This is a genomic window from Leclercia adecarboxylata (genome assembly GCF_023639785.1).
GTDB classification, from domain to species: Bacteria; Pseudomonadota; Gammaproteobacteria; order Enterobacterales; family Enterobacteriaceae; genus Enterobacter; species Enterobacter adecarboxylatus_D.
The window spans coordinates 2,761,890-2,777,894 of record NZ_CP098325.1; the positions used below are offsets into that span (position 1 = coordinate 2,761,890).

Sequence of the window (16,005 nt, forward strand, 5' to 3'; positions counted from 1 at the left end):
AATTTGTGAACTGAACTGTGAATAATTTGTAATTAATATGAAAAATATCTGTATCTCGGACCAGGCATCAGTCCACACTCAGAGAAGGCATCGTCGCTGCTGACACACATTCAGCGCCATCATAAATACCCGACAGGAGTGCAGATGAGTAACAACAGACGAGCGGTTCCCGGCATTCGCCACTACGCCGGTCCGGCGGGGGGCTGGGGAGCCTTAAAAGCCACCGCGATTGCCGTGCGCACCCAGATGGACGCCTTCGACGCCCCCGCCACCCTGCTGCGCACCAACCAGCCGGACGGCTTTGACTGCCCGGGCTGCGCCTGGCCCGATAAAGAACACAAATCCACCTTTCAGTTCTGCGAGAACGGTGCCAAAGCGGTGACGTGGGAAGCCACGACAAAGCGCGTCACACCGGAATTTTTTGCGCAGCACACCCTAAGCAGGCTATGGGCGAAAAGCGACTATGAGCTGGAAGGCTACGGACGTCTGACCCATCCCATGAAGTACGACCCGCAGAGCGATACTTTCCGCCCGGTAGAGTGGGACGAGGCCTTTGCCCGTATCGGTGAGGTGTTGCGCGGCCTGGCGCCGGAACAGGTGGAGTTTTACACTTCCGGGCGCGCCTCGAACGAAGCTGCGTTCCTGTATCAGCTGTTTGCCCGGGAGCTGGGTACCAATAATTTCCCCGACTGTTCCAATATGTGCCACCAGGCCACCAGCGTCGGTCTGCCCCGCTCCATCGGCATCGGTAAAGGCACCGTCTCGCTGGAAGATTTTGACCATACCGACCTGGTAATTTCCATCGGCCATAACCCGGGCACTAACCATCCGCGAATGATGGGCACCCTGCACGAGCTGGCCCGCCGCGGCGTGCCGATTATCGTCTTTAACCCGCTGCGCGAAACGGCGCTGGAGCGTTTTGCCGATCCACAAAGCGTGCGTGAGATGGCGACTTACAGCGCCACCGATATCGCCTCAACTTACTATCAGGTGAAAGCCGGGGGCGACGCCGCCGCCTTAAAAGGCATCGCCAAACATCTGCTGGTGCTGGACGCTTTAGATCATGACTTTATCGCCGCCCACACCCAGGGGTTTACCGACTTCGCTGCCGATATCGCCGCCACGAGTTGGGAGGCCATTGAACGCGAATCCGGCCTGAAGCGCGCCGATCTGGAGAGCGTGGCGCAGATCTACGCTAAATCCAGCGCCGCCATCATTACCTACGGCATGGGGATCACCCAGCACAACAAGGGCACCGCTAATGTGCGCCTGATTGCCGATCTCCTGCTGCTGCGGGGCAATTTCGGCAAACCCGGGGCGGGCATCTGCCCGCTGCGCGGCCACTCTAACGTGCAGGGCAACCGTACGGTGGGGATCACTGAAAAGCCGACCGCGGCGTTTCTGGATAAACTGGGCAGGGTGTTTGGCTTTACTCCCCCAGCCGCCCACGGCCATGACGCGGTGCAGGCCGCCCAGGCGATGATCGACGGCCAGGCAAAAGCGCTCCTCTGCCTTGGGGGCAACTTCGCGGTGGCGATGCCCGATCACGATAAAGCCTTTCCGGCGCTGAAAAGCCTCGATCTGAATGTCTGTATCGCCACCAAGCTGAACCGCACTCACCTGCTGGTCGGCAAGGAGACGTATCTGCTCCCCTGCCTCGGTCGCACGGAACTCGATATGCAGCAGAGCGGCCAGCAGTCGATCACCGTCGAAGACTCTATGTCGATGGTGCATGCCTCCAGCGGCAAGCTGAAACCCGCCTCTCCCTGGCTGCGTTCTGAACCGGCCATTGTCGCCGGGATCGCCCATGCCACGCTGCCAGACAGTAAAACCGACTGGCTGGGGCTGGTAGAAGATTACGACCGCATCCGGGATTATATTGAGCAGACCCTGCCCGGCTTTGAGAACTTCAACGCGCGCATCCGGGTGCCCGGCGGATTCCGCATGCCGCTGCCGCCGACAGAGCGCGTCTGGCCCACCGCCAGCGGCAAAGCGATGTTTTCACTGTTTGATGGCGTGGCGGAGAACAGCCCGGGCGTTGGCGATGACGTGCTGCGCCTGGTCACCTTAAGAAGCCACGACCAGTACAACACCACCATTTATGCTCTGGATGACCGCTATCGCGGGGTGTTTGGCCGTCGCGACGTGCTGTTTATGAACGAAGAGGACATGCAGCGACTGGGACTGGAGCATGGCGATCGGGTGGATATTCACACTGCCCTGCCCGGCTCAGGGCAGCGCCTGAACGACATCACCCTGGTGGCGTACAGCATCGCGCCGGGCACGGTTGCCGCCTATTACCCGGAAGCGAACGTGCTGGTTCCCCTGAATTACCTTGATAAAGAGAGCGGCACGCCGTCTTATAAATCGGTGCCCGTGCATTTAACCCTGCGTTCAAAACAGATCCGCTCCCTGTAATTTCCCGCCACGTCCTTAACCGATCCGGCGTTTCGCCCGGATCGGTTAGCCGTCTTCATATAGACAAAATAATCATTTTAGTCCACACTGAGACATAACCTTTTTACCCGATGCGGGAGTATTCCATGACCAGGCATCTTAATCCTGCCTCTGACACTCGCGGCGATCGCGACCTTATCGCCATCCGGGCGGCGATGAACATCCTCGATAAGTGGGGCTGCACACCCGAGCAGCAGCAGAACATCCTGCAGCTTTCCCGGGCGGCGCTGTACAAGTATCGTCACGGTGATACCAAATCCGCCTCCCTCAGCCACGATCAGTTAACCCGCATCAGCTACCTGCTGAACATGCACTCGGCGCTGCGCATCGTGTTCAGCAACCCCGAGAACGTGTACGGGTTTATGACCATGGCCAACCACAATGCCTACTTCAACGGTGCCACGCCGCTGTCGCTCATTGAGGGTGGAGAATTCGGCAATCTTCACGAAGTGGCGAAACGGGTGGACGTGCTGCGCGGAGGCCTCGCCGGATGATCCATCCCGACATCCCCCGTACCGCGGTGGTGCCCATTAAGGGCTACCGACTGCTGCACACTAAGTACCCTGCCATCTATGTGTTTGAAGACGTCGCCACGCCCGAGGCGTTTGACGTGCTGTATGAGATCCAGAAGCTCACTAACCCGCGTCTGTCGGATGAGGTGGGCAATCTCAGTCTGTTGCCGCGTAAGGAGTGGGTGCTGGGGATACGCGGGGCGCACTACGCGATGGCCGCCTTCACCCACGTCAACCCGGACGGCAGCCGCTTTTCCAACGGTGATTATGGCGTCTATTACCTCGGCGACAGCAAAGAGACGGCGCTGGCCGAAATCGTCTACCACTGCGATCTCTACTGGCATAACGTGCCGGGCCTGAAATTCGAACGCTTCGAGTACCGCTGCCTGGAGACCGAGCTGGGCGGCTGTGCTTTCGCCGACATCACCGGCCTGTCGGACGCACATCCCTGGTATCATCCCACCGACTATAGCGAGCCGCAGCGGTTGGGTGCCAGCCTGCGCGTGGCGGGCGAGACTGGCGTAACCTATCGCTCGGTGCGCAGGCCGGGCGGCATCTGCTGGGCGCTGCTCACCCCCAAACCGATAACCAGCATTATCCAGACCTCGCTGCACCAGATTATCTGGGACAAAGGCATCGTCAGCGTCGGCCTGGTCACGCCGGTCAGCAAATAATCTGCTTCAGACGGTTTCGGCAGGCTCAACATCCAAAACAGAGGTACCGTAAGAGTTATCGATGGTACACAGCCAGCGGTCGTTTTCCAGACGGAAGACATAAGTCGCACGACGGGTTACCGCTGTCGTGCCGCCCTCTTCATCCGGGAAGAAAAGCTGGGTCTCCATGATAACCAGCGCGTCTCCGCCCCCTTCGATGATCTGCATTTCGCCCTGCTTCACGATGAGCTGATCCTGAAAATAATCAGCGATGGAGGTAAAGGCGCTGCGGATATTGTCTTTACCTTTCACGATCATACCGGGCTTGACCACCAGCGAGGCGTCCTCAGCGTAATGCTCCATCAGCGAGTCGAAATCTTTGGCTGTGATCGCCCTGTCACACGCCTTGATGATCTGGCGAAGCGGATGTTCGTACATGTGCGTTTTCCCTGTTCAGTGGTTGACTGTATTGAATCTACCATCAGACTGCCAATTGTGCAGACCGGGCAAGCAAAAGTGCATCCGACTGGCATTTCTGGAAGACGTCTCGCAAAGCCTGTCGTATTGCAGACTACGCCAAAAAGTACCCCGCCGCACAGAACGCCACGACTCCGGCAATCACCGTAGCAAATAGCCCACGGGTAATAATGCCCACCAGGGTAGCGACCGCAGCCGCCAGCAGCGAGATGCTGATCCCGGAGTCCGTCATGGCGGGTTTACTCATCAGCTCGGCGGCGACCAGGGCGGCCATAATGGCGGTGGGGATAAAGCTCAGCCACTGCAGCAGCACCTCCGGCAGGCGAAAGCGGGAGAGCAGTAATACCGGCACGGTGCGCATCAGGGCGGTGACCAGCGCAGAGGCGAGGATCGCCAGCAGAATATTTCTTTCCATCTTATTTTCCTTTCCGGGCGCGTAACAGCAGCGTCGCCAGCGTGGCGGCAAGGGATGCGGCGACAATCACCACCATACTGAGCGACGTGCTCCCGGCCATCAGCAGCGTGATGACCACCGCGACGGCAATGTTCAGGGTTTCCAGCACTTTTCTCCGACTGGCAAACCACATCATCAGGATCAGGCCGATAAACATCGACACCAGGCTGAAGCCCAGCCCCTCCATCAGTGACGCGGGCAGCGCGGTTGCCAGCCAGGCCCCGGCCACACAGGCGATAATCCAGTTCAGCCAGGCTGTGATATTCAGCCCCAGCATCCACGGATAGCTGATTTTGCCCTGCGGGCTGGCGCGCTGCACCGCCACGCCAAAGGTTTCGTCCGTCAGCAGCAGCCCGCTGACCACTTTCTGCAAGGTGGTGTAGTCGCGAAAAAAGACGCTCATGGAGGAGCTCATCAGCAGATAGCGCAGGTTGACCAGCAGCACGCTCAGCACCACCGACGCCATTTCCGCCCCTGCGGCCCACAGGGAGTAAAACAGAAACTGCGCCGAACCGGCGTAGAGGGCACTGGCCAGCAGCGCGATTTGCCCGGTGGTAAAGCCGGAGAGCGTGCCGATTGCCCCGGCAGCAAAACCGATGCTCCAGTAGCCTGCAATGGTGGGGAGACAGGCGGTAATACCGGCCCGAAATTCGTCCGTCGCGGACGACCGCAGCCCGGCATGTAACTTCATCAACATTGTTTAATCCTATATATTGCTCACTTAAGTAACTATCTTAAGAATCATTAACAATCGCTATAGTAAAATCCTGCTCAGCAGTGAAATTTACTCAGGTGAAGGAGACGCGGCGTGGGGCAAGTAAAACGCGATGAGATAAGCCTGTGGCGCGACAGCCAGCTGCACGGCGGGATGGAGATCCTGCAAGCCACCTGCTACGAACACAGCTACCCGCCCCATTTTCATGATGAGTTTGTCATCGCCGCCTTTGCCCGCGGGGCGCAGCGCACCCGGGTGTGCCGACAAAACGGGATTGCCGCCGCAGGGTCGGTGATGGTTATCGCCCCCGGCGAGGTCCACACCGGCGAGGCAGTGCAGCGGGACGAAGGCTGGGATTACTGCGCATTCTATCCGGGCGAGACGCTGGTCAACGAAGTGGCGCAAACGGTGCTCAGCGGCAAGGGCGAGGTGAATTTCGGCCAGGAGGGCATTCGCCACGACCCGCTTATGGCCCGCCGCATGCTGCAGGCCGCCAGCGTGATGAAGCAGAGCAACGACCCGCTGGAAAAAGCGTGCGTGATGTACCAGATCCTCAACCTGCTGGTGGGTCATTACGGCGAGCGCAGCGTCAAAGGCGCACGCCAGCCTTTTTTGCGCGCGGATATCCGCCAGGCGATAGACTTTTTGCACAGCCACTCTGCCCTGCCCCTGACGGTAAAAGAGATTGCCCAGGCGGCAGGCTTGAGCGAATTCTATTTTATGCGCACCTTCCAGAAGATGACCGGCCTGTCGGTGCATCAGTACCTGACGCAGATCCGTCTGATGCGCGCCAAAGCGTTACTGGCCAAAGGGATTGGCGCCGCGCAGGTTGCCAGCGATATCGGCTTCTTTGACCAGAGCCATTTGATCAAACATTTTCGCGCCCATTTCGGTACCACGCCGGGGGTGTTTGCGGCGGCGTCTGTTTAAGATTTTGTAGGCCGGGCAAGCGAAGCGCCCCGGCACTCTTCTTTAGTACAAAACTTACTTAAGGAACCGTATATGACTGCACATTTTTATAGCAAATAACCCGGTCATAAAGACCGGGTTCAGCCAGGCGAATCCCCTTCTCCCGGCGTGCTCATGAATACTCCCGTCGTCAATGCGGCCTCAGGCTGAAGAGGATATTTCCGGGCTCTTTAGCATTGCAATCAACGCGATACTGCCCAGGATGACGACCGCAGCCAGTGACACCATCTCCTGAAGACCAACGGCCGCCGCTATCTGCCCACCTGCAAGTGCGCCGGTGCCTATGGCAGCATTGAAGATGGCAACATAGATGGCTGATGCAGGCTGAGCAGCCTCTTTCGCGCAACGGAGCAGCCAGGTCTGCAATCCGACGAACACAATAGCGATAGCGGCGCCCCACGTCGCCAGAAGCACACCTGTGAACCAGAGAGGAAGTGAGGCAAAACGCTTCATACCCAGTAACCCCAGCGCACCCGTGCTGAGGAGCAATGAGACCAGAATCAGCAACTTAATATGACGATCAATCAGCTTACCGGCAACGACATTCCCCAGCAGTCCGGACAGGCCTGAAATCAGTAACAGACCAGAAACAGACGCCGTTGGAACATCCCGGGTTTTGGTCAGCAAGGGCTCAAGGTAGGTGAATGCCGCAAAATGCGCCGAAATAATGCAGGCAGTCGCCCCATAGATAACCAGAAGTAACGGATTTTTAACCAGGCCACGATAAACATCCAGCCTCAGTGGCTGGGGGGCCTTCAGGGTTGGGAGCGACCAGAGTAAGGCAAAGGCGGCAGCCAGTGACAGCAGGGAAATCATCGTAAATGCGTGACGCCAACCGGTCATCTCTGCAACAAAACTGGCCAGGGGTACACCCATCACGCTGGCCGCCGAAACGCCGCCAAAAATCACTGAGGTGGCCAGACCCAGCCTGTCTGGCGGAACAAGTTGTACGGCTACTGAGCCGATCAGGGCCCAGAAAACACCGTGTGCCAGTGCCCCCGCCATACGTGCCGTCATAAACAGACTCATGGTGTGAACCTGCGTGACGGCCAGGCAAGAGAGCGCCAGAAACAGCATCAGTACAACAAGCAGCGCCTTACGCGATATGCGCGACGGCATCGCTCCGGACAACAAAGCGGCCAGTGCGGCAACCCAGCCATAAGCCGTCACGGCAAGGCCCGCTCCGGATTCAGTCTGATTCAAATCTTTCGCCAGCGCGCTGAGCATACCCACCGGGGCAAGCTCGCTGGTGACAATTGAAAATGCGCTGATGCCGAGCGCAGTGACGGCTAACCAGGTGCGTGCAGGCGCCGGGCTTACCTGTAAAACGGTATCGTTCATGTCATAAATACTCTTCAAAGAAAGCGGGGAAATATCTGAAGCGCTTCGGGGTCGGACAGAATCAGGCTCCCACGCCTTTCATTCCTTCTGGCGTGTAGCGTTCTCCCACAACCGGGAGAGTGGATAGCGCGATACGCAACGCGTCCAGTTCGGCACAGCTGAGCCTGACATCAAGCGCCACGGCGTTTTCGCTAAGATGCTTAAGATTGCAGGTGCCCGGTATGGGGACAATGTTGTCTCCCTGCGCAAGTAACCAGGCCAGCGCAATCTGGGGAGGCGTGCAGGATTTGCTGACCGCCAGAGCGGTTATCACCTCCACAAGAGAGTGGTTTTTTGCCAGATTTTCGGTCTGGAAGCGCGGCAGCGTGCTGCGAAAATCCCCGTTTTGAGGTACCGGCTCATGTTGGAATCTGCCCGTCAGAAAGCCCCGTCCCAGAGGTGAATAGGCCACGAATCCGATCCCAAGCGCTTTACACAGGGGAATGACGCTGGCCTCTGCCTCGCGACTCCAGAGAGAATATTCTGTCTGAACCGCCGCGACAGGGTGTACCGCGTGAGCGCGGCGGAGCGTCTCGGCACTCACCTCGCATAACCCGATATGACCAATTTTTCCCTCCTTAACCAGCTCCGCCAGACCGGCCATCGTCTCTTCAACAGGGGTTTTACCGTCAATGCGGTGCACGTAATAGAGATCAATGTGCTCCACGCCAAGACGTTTAAGCGACGCTTCGCAGCTCTGGCGCGCATAGTCCGGGGTATTGCAGAGTTGTCTTTTGTACTCGCCGGGCTGACGCACAATGCCAAATTTTGTGGCCAGCTTCAGGGTTGGCCGACGCGTTTTGATGAATTCCCCGAGTAACGTCTCATTATGCCAGGGGCCATAAGTATCAGAGGTGTCGAGAAAGTTAATCCCCAGGTCCAGCGCCCTGTCCAGCACGGCCAGTGAGGCCTCGTCGTCACGGGGACCATAAAATTCGCTCATGCCCATACAACCCAGGCCAAGTGCAGAGACAGTGAGGGATGACGTCAGATTACGTTTTTGCATGTTTATCTCCTTGTGAGGAATGCAGTATCATCCTGCGATAAGTGATAAAACAGAGCTGAAAACGGATACCCGTTTTCCATAATCGGAAAATATGAAAGCAGATTTTAACTGGGATGATACGCGGGTATTTCTGGCCATTGCCCGCGCAGGTACGCTGAGTGGCGCAGCCGAGGCCATGAATATGGGCATCGCCACGCTCTCAAGAAGGCTGGATCGCCTTGAAAGTTCACTGGCGGTCCCGTTGTTCAGCAGGCATCAGAGCGGGTATCGCTTAACGGATGACGGTGAGGCGCTTCTGGAACGTGCGGAGGCGCTTGAAAGTGCAGGGCTGGCCTTCGGAGAGTCTGCAAGGTTACAGATTAACGTCGCCGGGCTTGTCCGGCTGGCGACATCCGACAACCTGGCCACGCATTTTATTCTTCCCTCGCTTACCGGATTGCTGGATAACTATCCCGACCTGCGGGTGGAGGTGCTCAGCGGCGTGTCGTCGGTAAATCTGCACCGCAGGGATGCCGATTTAGCGATACGTATGGTTAAGCCTGACAGCGGAAATCTGACGCTGAAGCGACTTGGCACCCTGGGCTTCGGGCTCTACGCCGACAAGTCATATTTAAAAAAATGGCAGGGCGAGGCCACAGAGTTACTGCTCAGTCACGGGCAGTATGTTGGCTGGTCAGAATCTCATCAGCACCTGCCCGCAGCCCGGTGGATAACGCGAATGCTGCGGGGCAGGCCCTGCCGGTTAGAAGCGAATACGCTGGTGGCACAATTATCGGCCGTTGCAGCGGGTCTGGGGCTTGGCATTTTGCCGCACTTTATGGCAAGGACACACGCGCTGCACTGCGTCAGTTCAGACATCGGCGTGGATCAGACATTATGGTTAGTGATGCACTCAGACCTGGCACACTCCCGGCGTGTCAGGGTCGTTGCGGATCACTTAATCGCGGTATTTGAAGAGAGCAAAGATAGCCTCGCCATGCCCTGAACATTCGCACACACCGGGCCCGCTGACTGCAGGCCCGGGGATATCACTCACTCCTTCACGCGCGCCCTTTTCCCTCTCTGCTCCTCCTCACTCTCCGCCGCTTTCACCAGCGTAAAGTTAAAGTTCACCTCCGTATGCTCCCCATCCAGATCGCGTGCCTGGGCCACCGCCGCGTCCGTAATTTTCACCGGATCCGCAATCAGCTCCGCACGCGTGGCGAAGGCAAAGTCATCCCACAGATATTCATCCCCGTTCAGGTTGATCTGGGTGGTCAGATGCTTGTACCCCGGCGCCGACACAAAGAAGTGCACGTGGGCCGGGCGGTTGCCGTGGCGGCCAATGGCGGTCAGCAGCTTCTGGGTTGGACCATCCGGCGGGCAGCCGTAGCCGCACGGCACAATGCTGCGCACGGCGTAGCGACCGTCGTTGCCGGTGCGCACGCGGCGGCGCAGGTTGTATTCGCTCTGGGACTGGTCGAAGAACGAGTAGCCGCCGAGGGTGTTGGCGTGCCAGATATCCACGATAGCGCCTGCCACCGGCTTGCCGTTCAGATCGGTTACCTGGCCCTGCAGCCACATCGTTTCCGCCTGCTCCTGGCCGTCGTCCATGCGGGCAAAGCCTTCGCTCAGCGGGGCGTTGGCCACGTACAGCGGCCCTTCGATGGTGCGCGGGGTGCCCACATGGTTGCCGGATGCCGCCTCTTTCTCGTCGGCACGCATGTCCAGATAGTGTTCCAGCCCCAGGCCGGCCGCCAGCAGCGCCGCCTCCTGGCGGCCGCCCAGCTCGTTAAGGTAGTTCACCGCAATCCAGAACTCTTCATCGGTCACGTCGAACTGCCTGATGGTCTTGCACAGATCGCTCAGCAGCTGGTGCATGATGTTCTTTAAACGGTCGTTGCCGCCGGTAGAATTCAAGCCGCTGCTGATAGCCAGTAAGGTGTCCAGTTCGGTTTGGTGTACAGGATTCACAGACATTGCCTCTTCCTCTTTGTAGGGTACTTGTTGTAGTTATTGCGACGACGAGTTTTTGTTCTGAATGGATGACGGATGCGTACACAGAGGCTGGACGCTAATCTCCATCCACGGGTAGAGCGGCAGTCCGGTCAGGATGTCGTGCAGCTCCTGGTTGTCCGCCACGTCAAAAATGCTGACGTTGGCGTACTGCCCCACCACGCGCCAGATGTGTGGCCATTTGCCTTCGCGCTGTAAGCGCTGGGAGTAGGCTTTCTCTTGCGCTTTGATGGCTTCGACGTCTGCCGAAGGCAGCGACGACGGGATGTTGACCGTCATTTCTACTTTAAAAAGCATCGGGTTTTCCTTTAGTTACGTGCGTAATGACGCAGCTTGTCTTCGTCGATCTCAATGCCTAATCCCGGCCCCTGGGGTAATGTCACCTCTCCCTGGCTGAAATCCAGCGGACGTACCACGATGTCATCCTTCAGCAGCAGCGGGCCGAACATCTCGGTGCCCCATTGCATCTTCACCGTCGACCAGGCGTGCAGCGAGGCGACGGTGCCGAGGGTCCCTTCCAGCATGGTGCCTCCATAAAGCGCCACCCCTGCCGCCTGAGCCACGTGCGCCAGCTTCAGGGCCTGTACCGGCCCGCCCGCTTTGGCGATCTTCAGGGCATACACGCCGGTAAAGCCGCCGCTCGCCAGGGCGTAGCCGTCATGGCTGGTCGCCACCGCTTCGTCGGCCAGGATCGGCACCGTAAAACGCTGGCTGAGGGTGATGAGCCCTTGCCGGTCCCACAGCGGGATCGGCTGTTCCACCAGGTCGATACCGCCCGCCTGCAGCCGGGTCATGCCTTTGATGGCAGTGGTCAGATCCCAGGCCTGGTTGACGTCCACCCGCACGCTTACCTCGTCGCCCAGCGCGGCCTTGATCGCCAGGGCGTGACGAAGGTCCACCTCCAGCCCGCGGGCGCCAATTTTCAGCTTGAAGGTATTGTGTCGCCCCTCCGCCAGCAGGCGTTTGCCCTCTTCGATGTCTTTTTGCGTGTCGCCGCTCGCCAGGGTCCACAGCACCGGGAGGCGATCCGTCAGCGCCCCGCCCAGCAGCGCGCTTACCGGCTGCCCCAGCGCCTTGCCCTGCGCATCAAGAAACGCGCTTTCGAGGGCCGATTTAGCAAAGGTGTTGCCCTTCACATGGGCATTCATTTTGTCGGCGAGCGGTGCCACGCCGCTGAACGACTGGCCGCACAGCAGCGGCGCCAGATAGGTCTCAATGGCGGATTTGATCGCCTCCGGGCTTTCCGGGCCGTAGCTCATGCCGCCGATGGTGGTGGCTTCGCCCCAGCCGGTGACGCCGTTTGCACAGGTCATTCTGACAATAGTGAGGGTCTGGCAACCCATGGTCGCCATCGACAGCTTGTGCGGGCGAATGGTGGGAATGTCCACCAGCCAGCAGGCCAGGGATTCAATGGTGAGGGTCATGTCGTGCTCCTGCGGGTTAAAAAGGTCAGCACCTGCTGGTTAAAGGCCTCCGGGCAGGCGACGTTCGACAGGTGCGAGGCCGGTAGCGTGACGGACTCCGTCTGCTTCGCCTGGGCCGCGAGCCAGCGGGCGTCCTGCACGGTCGTAACCGGATCCTCCTCACCTGCGATGGCCAGCATCGGGTGCCGCATGGCGGAAACCTCTTCGCGCAGATCGGCGCTCGCCAGCGCTTCGCAGCAGGCGGCGTAGCCTTCAGCGGGCGTGTCGGCCAGCGCGTCGATCAGTAGCTTCACCCTTCCGGGATTGCTTTGACGATATTCCGGCGTGAACCAGCGCTCCGCCGCCGTGCTGGCGACCGGGTCCATCCCCTGCTGGCGCACGGTTGCGGCCCGCTGCTGCCAGCCGCTGTATTCGCCGATTTTCGCCGCGGTGTTCGCCACCACGATGCGTTCAAAGCGCGACGGGGCGTGGCGGTTGAGCCACAGCCCGGTCATCCCCCCCAGCGAGATGCCGCAAAAACAGGCCTGATCCACATCCAGATGATCCAGCAGGGCAATCACGTCCTGGCCCAGGGTGGCGAGCGTGACGCCCGCGTCCGGCAGCGGCGAGCGGCCGTGGCCGCGGGTGTTGTAGCGCAGTACGCGAAAATGGCGGGTAAAGTCGGCCATCTGCCCCTCCCACATCTGCCAGGTGGTGCCCAGCGAGTTGGAGAGCACCAGCAGCGGCGCCGCGTCCGGTCCGTCGAGGCGATATTCCAGATCCATTCACGCCTCCTCGGTTTCAGCGTTAAGGGCGAAGGTCAGCGCCACCGGGGTGACGGACTGGAGATACTCCGCCGTCACGTCGCCAAAGAGTTCACGCACCAGGATGCCGTCCGCCGTGATATCCATCACCGCCATGTCGGTGTAGATCCGGTCGATGCAGGCCATGCCGGTCAACGGATAGGTGCAGGCCTTGACGATCTTGCACTCCCCCTGACGGGTCAGATGTTCGGTCATCACATAGACGCGCTTCGCGCCGATCGCCAGATCCATCGCCCCGCCGACCGCCGGGATCGATGCAGGTTCCCCGGTGCTCCAGTTCGCCAGGTCCCCGCGCTCCGACACCTGATAGGCCCCCAAAACGCAGATATCCAGGTGGCCGCCGCGCATCATGGTGAACGAGTCGCCGTGGTGGAAATAGCAGCCGCCTGCCAGCAGCGTCACCGGCTGTTTTCCGGCGTTAATCAGCTCGGGATCCTCTTCTCCTGGCGCAGGTGCCGGGCCCATGCCGAGGATGCCGTTTTCGCTGTGCAGGAAGATCTCGCGATCGGCGGGCAGATAGTTGGCAATCCGGGTCGGCAGGCCGATCCCGAGGTTCACGTACGCCCCTTCCGGAATGTCCCGGGCGATGCGTTCAGCCAGCTGTTGGTGGGTCAGTTTATTCACGGGTTCTCCTTATGCGGTCTGCGGCAGGCGTTGCGGCGCAACCGTCACCACGCGCTGGACAAAAATTCCCGGCGTGACCACCGCCTCCGGGTCAAGCTCGCCGAGGTTCACCGTCTCGCTCACCTGCGCAATGGTGCAGCTGGCGGCGGCGGCCATGATCGGCCCGAAGTTGCGCCCGGTTTTGTCATAAACCAGGTTGCCCCAGCGGTCGGCCTTCAGGGCTTTAATCAGGGCGAAATCGGCTTTCAACGGGTACTCCAGCACGTAATCCTTGCCGTCGATGTGCCGGGTCTCTTTGCCCGCCGCCAGCTCGGTGCCAAAACCGGTGGGGGTGAAGATCGCCCCCAGCCCGCTGCCGCCCGCCTGAATGCGTGCCGCGAGGTTGCCCTGCGGGACCAGCTCCAGCTCCACTTCGCCACGACGGTAGAGGTCGTCAAACACCCAGGAGTCGGTCTGGCGCGGAAAGGAGCAGATCACCTTTTTCACGCACCCGGCCTTCAGCAGCGCCGCCAGGCCATAGTCGCCGTTCCCGGCGTTGTTGCTGATCAGGGTCAGATCCCGTGGTCTGCGGCGGATCAGGGCATCCAGCAGCTCGGCAGGCTGTCCGGCCGCGCCGAAGCCGCCCACCATCACCACCGCGCCGTCAAACATGTCCGCCACGGCGGCATCGGTGGCGGCAATCCGTTTATCAATCATTTGCTTACCTCGTTGTTATTCGTTGAGGGCAGGCTGCGCAGGGCGATCCACGCCAGCAGCGCATAGGCCATCAGCAGCAGGGAGACCGGCCAGGAGGCGTCAAAGTGCATCAGCAGCGCCACCGCCAGCATCGGCCCCAGACCGCCGGAGAAGATCGAGCCCACCTCATGCCCCAGCGCCAGGCCGGAGTAGCGCACGCGCACCGGGAACAGATCGCTCATGATGCAGGGCTGGGTGCCGATCATCGCCCCGTGGCAGAACGGCAGGCCGAGCAGCATCGCCAGCATGATCCAGCCGTAGTCGCCGGTAGAGAGCAGCCAGAAGAACGGGAAGGCCATCACCAGCAGGCCAATGACGCCGATGTAGTAAACCGGCTTCAGGCCGATGCGATCCGAGAGCGCGCCCCAGAACAGGATCGAGAAGAACTCCACCAGCATCGCCAGGGTCACGGCACTGATGATCTCCCCGGTGCCGATGCCAATGTGCTTCGCGTAGACCACCGAGAAAGTGAAGAAGATATAGGAGGCGCCGTTCTCCGGCAGGCGCAGGGCGATGGCCTGCAACAGCGCTTTCGGGTGCTCGCGCACCAGCACCATCAGCGGGATCTTCTCGTGTTTTTCTTCGGGCTTCGCCTGGGTAAAGGCCTTGCTCTCCCGGATGTTTTTGCGGATATAGACCCCGACCAGGAAGATGACGATGCTCAGCAGGAACGGCACGCGCCAGCCCCAGCTCATCAGCTCCTCTTCCGGCAGCTTTTGCACCAGATAGAAGGCAAACGCCGAGAGCACAAACCCGCCGGAGACCCCCATCTGACTCCAGGCGGTAAAGAAACCGCGACGGGATGCGGGCGCGTTCTCGCTCAGCATCAGCACCCCACCGCCCCACTCGCCGCCGGACGCCACACCCTGTAAAAAGCGCAGGGTGATAAGCGAGATCGGCGCCCAGATGCCGATCTGCGCGTAGGTTGGCAGCAGGCCGATGATGAAGGTGGTGGCTCCCATCAGGGTCAGGGTCATGATCAGCGTCATCTTGCGGCTGTAGCGATCCCCGATATGGCCGAAGACGATCCCGCCCAGCGGCCGGGCGAGGAAGCCCACCGCAAAGCCGGAGAAGGCCAGCAGCGTCCCCTGCATCGGGTCGCCGCCCACCGGGAAGAACAGCGGGCCAAACACCAGCGCCGCGGCGGTGCCGTACAGGAAGAAGTCATACCATTCCAGCGCATTCCCCAGCACCGAGGCGAACACCAGCTTGCGCATCTGTCCGGCATCCTGCGGTTGTACTGCCGAAGCGGGGGTGTTTTCAGTCACGACATTGCTCATCAGCGTTACCCTTATGGTTGGTTTTACGCTTCCACGTCATGCCCTATGGCATGGTAGCGACGGTTGAAGTAGACCAGCCCGCGCGGCGTCTCGCTGATGCGTATCGCCTGCACCTGGCAGTAGAACACCGTGTGGCTACCCACTTCATGGCAGGTGTCGATCAGACAGTCGAAGCTGGCGACGGACGAGCTCAGCACCGGCGCGCCGCTGGCCATCACCTGCCAGGCGTCATAGGCGAAACGCTGCTCGGAGCGCAGGCTGGCGTTGGCGAAAACCCCGGAGAGATCCTGGTGATCGCTGGAGAGCACGTTGACGCACAGGGCCCGGTTCTGTTTGAAGTGTTCGTTGGCATAGGAGTTGCGGTTCATGCAGACCAGCAGCGTCGGCGGCGAGTCCGTGACGCTGCAGACGGCTGAGGCGGTAAAACCAAACTTGCCCGCCGGGCCGTCGGTGGTGATCACGGAGACCGCACTCCCCAGTTGCGCCATGGCATTACGAAATTCGGTTTGCAGTGTCATAAG

The 16,005-nt window shown here is 60.0% G+C and carries 18 protein-coding genes; 5 read left to right on the forward strand and 13 right to left on the reverse strand.

Annotated elements, in window-relative coordinates:
* Positions 1-144: 144 nt before the first annotated feature.
* The 3 genes from NB069_RS13140 to NB069_RS13150 all read left to right on the forward strand — a co-directional run bounded on the left by NB069_RS13140 (position 145) and on the right by NB069_RS13150 (position 3,643).
* Entirely contained in the window at positions 145-2,418 is a 2,274-nt protein-coding gene (locus tag NB069_RS13140) for an FdhF/YdeP family oxidoreductase (RefSeq protein WP_250584197.1), read from the forward strand.
* A gap of 125 nt (positions 2,419-2,543) precedes the next feature.
* Positions 2,544-2,951: an MbcA/ParS/Xre antitoxin family protein gene (locus NB069_RS13145; RefSeq protein WP_250584199.1), complete on the forward strand. Its 408-nt coding sequence runs from the start codon at positions 2,544-2,546 to the stop codon at positions 2,949-2,951.
* Positions 2,948-3,643: an RES family NAD+ phosphorylase gene (locus tag NB069_RS13150; RefSeq protein ID WP_250584201.1), complete on the forward strand. Its 696-nt coding sequence runs from the start codon at positions 2,948-2,950 to the stop codon at positions 3,641-3,643. Before NB069_RS13145 ends, NB069_RS13150 begins: the two co-directional genes overlap by 4 nt.
* A 6-nt stretch (positions 3,644-3,649) precedes the next feature.
* Here the strand turns inward: NB069_RS13150 and NB069_RS13155 are convergent, their stop codons facing one another.
* From NB069_RS13155 to NB069_RS13165, 3 genes are all read right to left on the reverse strand, one after another.
* The gene (locus NB069_RS13155) at positions 3,650-4,060 is read right to left on the reverse strand and encodes a YybH family protein (protein ID WP_250584203.1); all 411 of its coding nucleotides are present in this window, start codon (positions 4,058-4,060) and stop codon (positions 3,650-3,652) included.
* 133 nt (positions 4,061-4,193) lie between these two features.
* The gene (locus NB069_RS13160) at positions 4,194-4,514 is read right to left on the reverse strand and encodes an AzlD domain-containing protein (RefSeq protein WP_250584205.1); all 321 of its coding nucleotides are present in this window, start codon (positions 4,512-4,514) and stop codon (positions 4,194-4,196) included.
* A 1-nt stretch (position 4,515) separates the two neighbouring features.
* Complete coding sequence (locus tag NB069_RS13165; RefSeq protein WP_250584207.1) at positions 4,516-5,250, reverse strand: AzlC family ABC transporter permease; 735 nt, start codon at positions 5,248-5,250, stop codon at positions 4,516-4,518.
* A 111-nt stretch (positions 5,251-5,361) separates the two neighbouring features.
* On the opposite strand from NB069_RS13165, the gene NB069_RS13170 reads away from it, so the two are divergent.
* On the forward strand, positions 5,362-6,198 hold the full coding sequence (locus tag NB069_RS13170) for an AraC family transcriptional regulator (protein ID WP_250584209.1): 837 nt from the start codon (positions 5,362-5,364) through the stop codon (positions 6,196-6,198).
* Between the two features lie 180 nt (positions 6,199-6,378).
* Here NB069_RS13170 and NB069_RS13175 read toward each other — a convergent pair whose 3' ends face one another.
* Together NB069_RS13175 and NB069_RS13180 are read right to left on the reverse strand one after the other, a co-directional pair.
* Positions 6,379-7,578 carry an MFS transporter gene (locus NB069_RS13175; RefSeq protein ID WP_250584211.1) on the reverse strand — a complete coding sequence of 400 codons (1,200 nt, stop codon included), beginning with the start codon at positions 7,576-7,578 and terminating at the stop codon, positions 6,379-6,381.
* A 61-nt stretch (positions 7,579-7,639) separates the two neighbouring features.
* A complete protein-coding gene (locus tag NB069_RS13180) occupies positions 7,640-8,623 on the reverse strand; it encodes an aldo/keto reductase (RefSeq protein ID WP_250584213.1) in 984 nt (327 codons plus the stop codon).
* 91 nt (positions 8,624-8,714) lie between these two features.
* Here NB069_RS13180 and NB069_RS13185 point away from each other — a divergent pair, with 91 nt between their 5' ends.
* Entirely contained in the window at positions 8,715-9,608 is an 894-nt protein-coding gene (locus NB069_RS13185) for a LysR family transcriptional regulator (RefSeq protein WP_250584215.1), read from the forward strand.
* Between the two features lie 47 nt (positions 9,609-9,655).
* Here NB069_RS13185 and catA read toward each other — a convergent pair whose 3' ends face one another.
* From catA to NB069_RS13225, 8 genes are all read right to left on the reverse strand, one after another.
* The gene (catA, locus tag NB069_RS13190) at positions 9,656-10,582 is read right to left on the reverse strand and encodes a catechol 1,2-dioxygenase (RefSeq protein WP_250584217.1); all 927 of its coding nucleotides are present in this window, start codon (positions 10,580-10,582) and stop codon (positions 9,656-9,658) included.
* 33 nt (positions 10,583-10,615) lie between these two features.
* Positions 10,616-10,915 (reverse strand): muconolactone Delta-isomerase, encoded by a 300-nt coding sequence (gene catC / locus NB069_RS13195; RefSeq protein ID WP_250584219.1) that lies wholly within the window; start codon positions 10,913-10,915, stop codon positions 10,616-10,618.
* Between the two features lie 11 nt (positions 10,916-10,926).
* Positions 10,927-12,042 carry a muconate cycloisomerase family protein gene (locus NB069_RS13200; RefSeq protein WP_250584221.1) on the reverse strand — a complete coding sequence of 372 codons (1,116 nt, stop codon included), beginning with the start codon at positions 12,040-12,042 and terminating at the stop codon, positions 10,927-10,929.
* Complete coding sequence (gene pcaD, locus NB069_RS13205; protein ID WP_250584223.1) at positions 12,039-12,806, reverse strand: 3-oxoadipate enol-lactonase; 768 nt, start codon at positions 12,804-12,806, stop codon at positions 12,039-12,041. Before pcaD ends, NB069_RS13200 begins: the two co-directional genes overlap by 4 nt.
* Positions 12,807-13,469 carry a 3-oxoacid CoA-transferase subunit B gene (locus NB069_RS13210; protein ID WP_250584225.1) on the reverse strand — a complete coding sequence of 221 codons (663 nt, stop codon included), beginning with the start codon at positions 13,467-13,469 and terminating at the stop codon, positions 12,807-12,809.
* A gap of 9 nt (positions 13,470-13,478) precedes the next feature.
* On the reverse strand, positions 13,479-14,165 hold the full coding sequence (locus NB069_RS13215) for a 3-oxoacid CoA-transferase subunit A (protein ID WP_250584227.1): 687 nt from the start codon (positions 14,163-14,165) through the stop codon (positions 13,479-13,481).
* Positions 14,162-15,421: an MFS transporter gene (locus NB069_RS13220; protein WP_434543627.1), complete on the reverse strand. Its 1,260-nt coding sequence runs from the start codon at positions 15,419-15,421 to the stop codon at positions 14,162-14,164. The genes NB069_RS13215 and NB069_RS13220 overlap by 4 nt, the downstream gene beginning before the upstream one ends.
* 86 nt (positions 15,422-15,507) lie before the next feature.
* A complete protein-coding gene (locus tag NB069_RS13225) occupies positions 15,508-16,002 on the reverse strand; it encodes a flavin reductase (protein WP_250584231.1) in 495 nt (164 codons plus the stop codon).
* Between the last annotated feature and the right edge of the window lie 3 nt (positions 16,003-16,005).

What these genes read in the sequence shown, in the direction of transcription:
- NB069_RS13180 (WP_250584213.1), bottom strand. Translation starts at nt 8,623, where the DNA reads ATGCAAAAACGTAATCTGACGTCATCCCTCACTGTCTCTGCACTTGGC.
- NB069_RS13150 (WP_250584201.1), top strand. Translation starts at nt 2,948, where the DNA reads ATGATCCATCCCGACATCCCCCGTACCGCGGTGGTGCCCATTAAGGGC.
- NB069_RS13155 (WP_250584203.1), bottom strand. Translation starts at nt 4,060, where the DNA reads ATGTACGAACATCCGCTTCGCCAGATCATCAAGGCGTGTGACAGGGCG.
- NB069_RS13200 (WP_250584221.1), bottom strand. Translation starts at nt 12,042, where the DNA reads ATGACCCTCACCATTGAATCCCTGGCCTGCTGGCTGGTGGACATTCCC.
- NB069_RS13220 (WP_434543627.1), bottom strand. Translation starts at nt 15,421, where the DNA reads ATGCGCAAGCTGGTGTTCGCCTCGGTGCTGGGGAATGCGCTGGAATGG.
- NB069_RS13145 (WP_250584199.1), top strand. Translation starts at nt 2,544, where the DNA reads ATGACCAGGCATCTTAATCCTGCCTCTGACACTCGCGGCGATCGCGAC.
- NB069_RS13215 (WP_250584227.1), bottom strand. Translation starts at nt 14,165, where the DNA reads ATGATTGATAAACGGATTGCCGCCACCGATGCCGCCGTGGCGGACATG.
- NB069_RS13160 (WP_250584205.1), bottom strand. Translation starts at nt 4,514, where the DNA reads ATGGAAAGAAATATTCTGCTGGCGATCCTCGCCTCTGCGCTGGTCACC.
- NB069_RS13225 (WP_250584231.1), bottom strand. Translation starts at nt 16,002, where the DNA reads ATGACACTGCAAACCGAATTTCGTAATGCCATGGCGCAACTGGGGAGT.
- catC (WP_250584219.1), bottom strand. Translation starts at nt 10,915, where the DNA reads ATGCTTTTTAAAGTAGAAATGACGGTCAACATCCCGTCGTCGCTGCCT.
- NB069_RS13165 (WP_250584207.1), bottom strand. Translation starts at nt 5,250, where the DNA reads ATGTTGATGAAGTTACATGCCGGGCTGCGGTCGTCCGCGACGGACGAA.
- NB069_RS13185 (WP_250584215.1), top strand. Translation starts at nt 8,715, where the DNA reads ATGAAAGCAGATTTTAACTGGGATGATACGCGGGTATTTCTGGCCATT.
- NB069_RS13175 (WP_250584211.1), bottom strand. Translation starts at nt 7,578, where the DNA reads ATGAACGATACCGTTTTACAGGTAAGCCCGGCGCCTGCACGCACCTGG.
- NB069_RS13140 (WP_250584197.1), top strand. Translation starts at nt 145, where the DNA reads ATGAGTAACAACAGACGAGCGGTTCCCGGCATTCGCCACTACGCCGGT.
- pcaD (WP_250584223.1), bottom strand. Translation starts at nt 12,806, where the DNA reads ATGGATCTGGAATATCGCCTCGACGGACCGGACGCGGCGCCGCTGCTG.
- catA (WP_250584217.1), bottom strand. Translation starts at nt 10,582, where the DNA reads ATGTCTGTGAATCCTGTACACCAAACCGAACTGGACACCTTACTGGCT.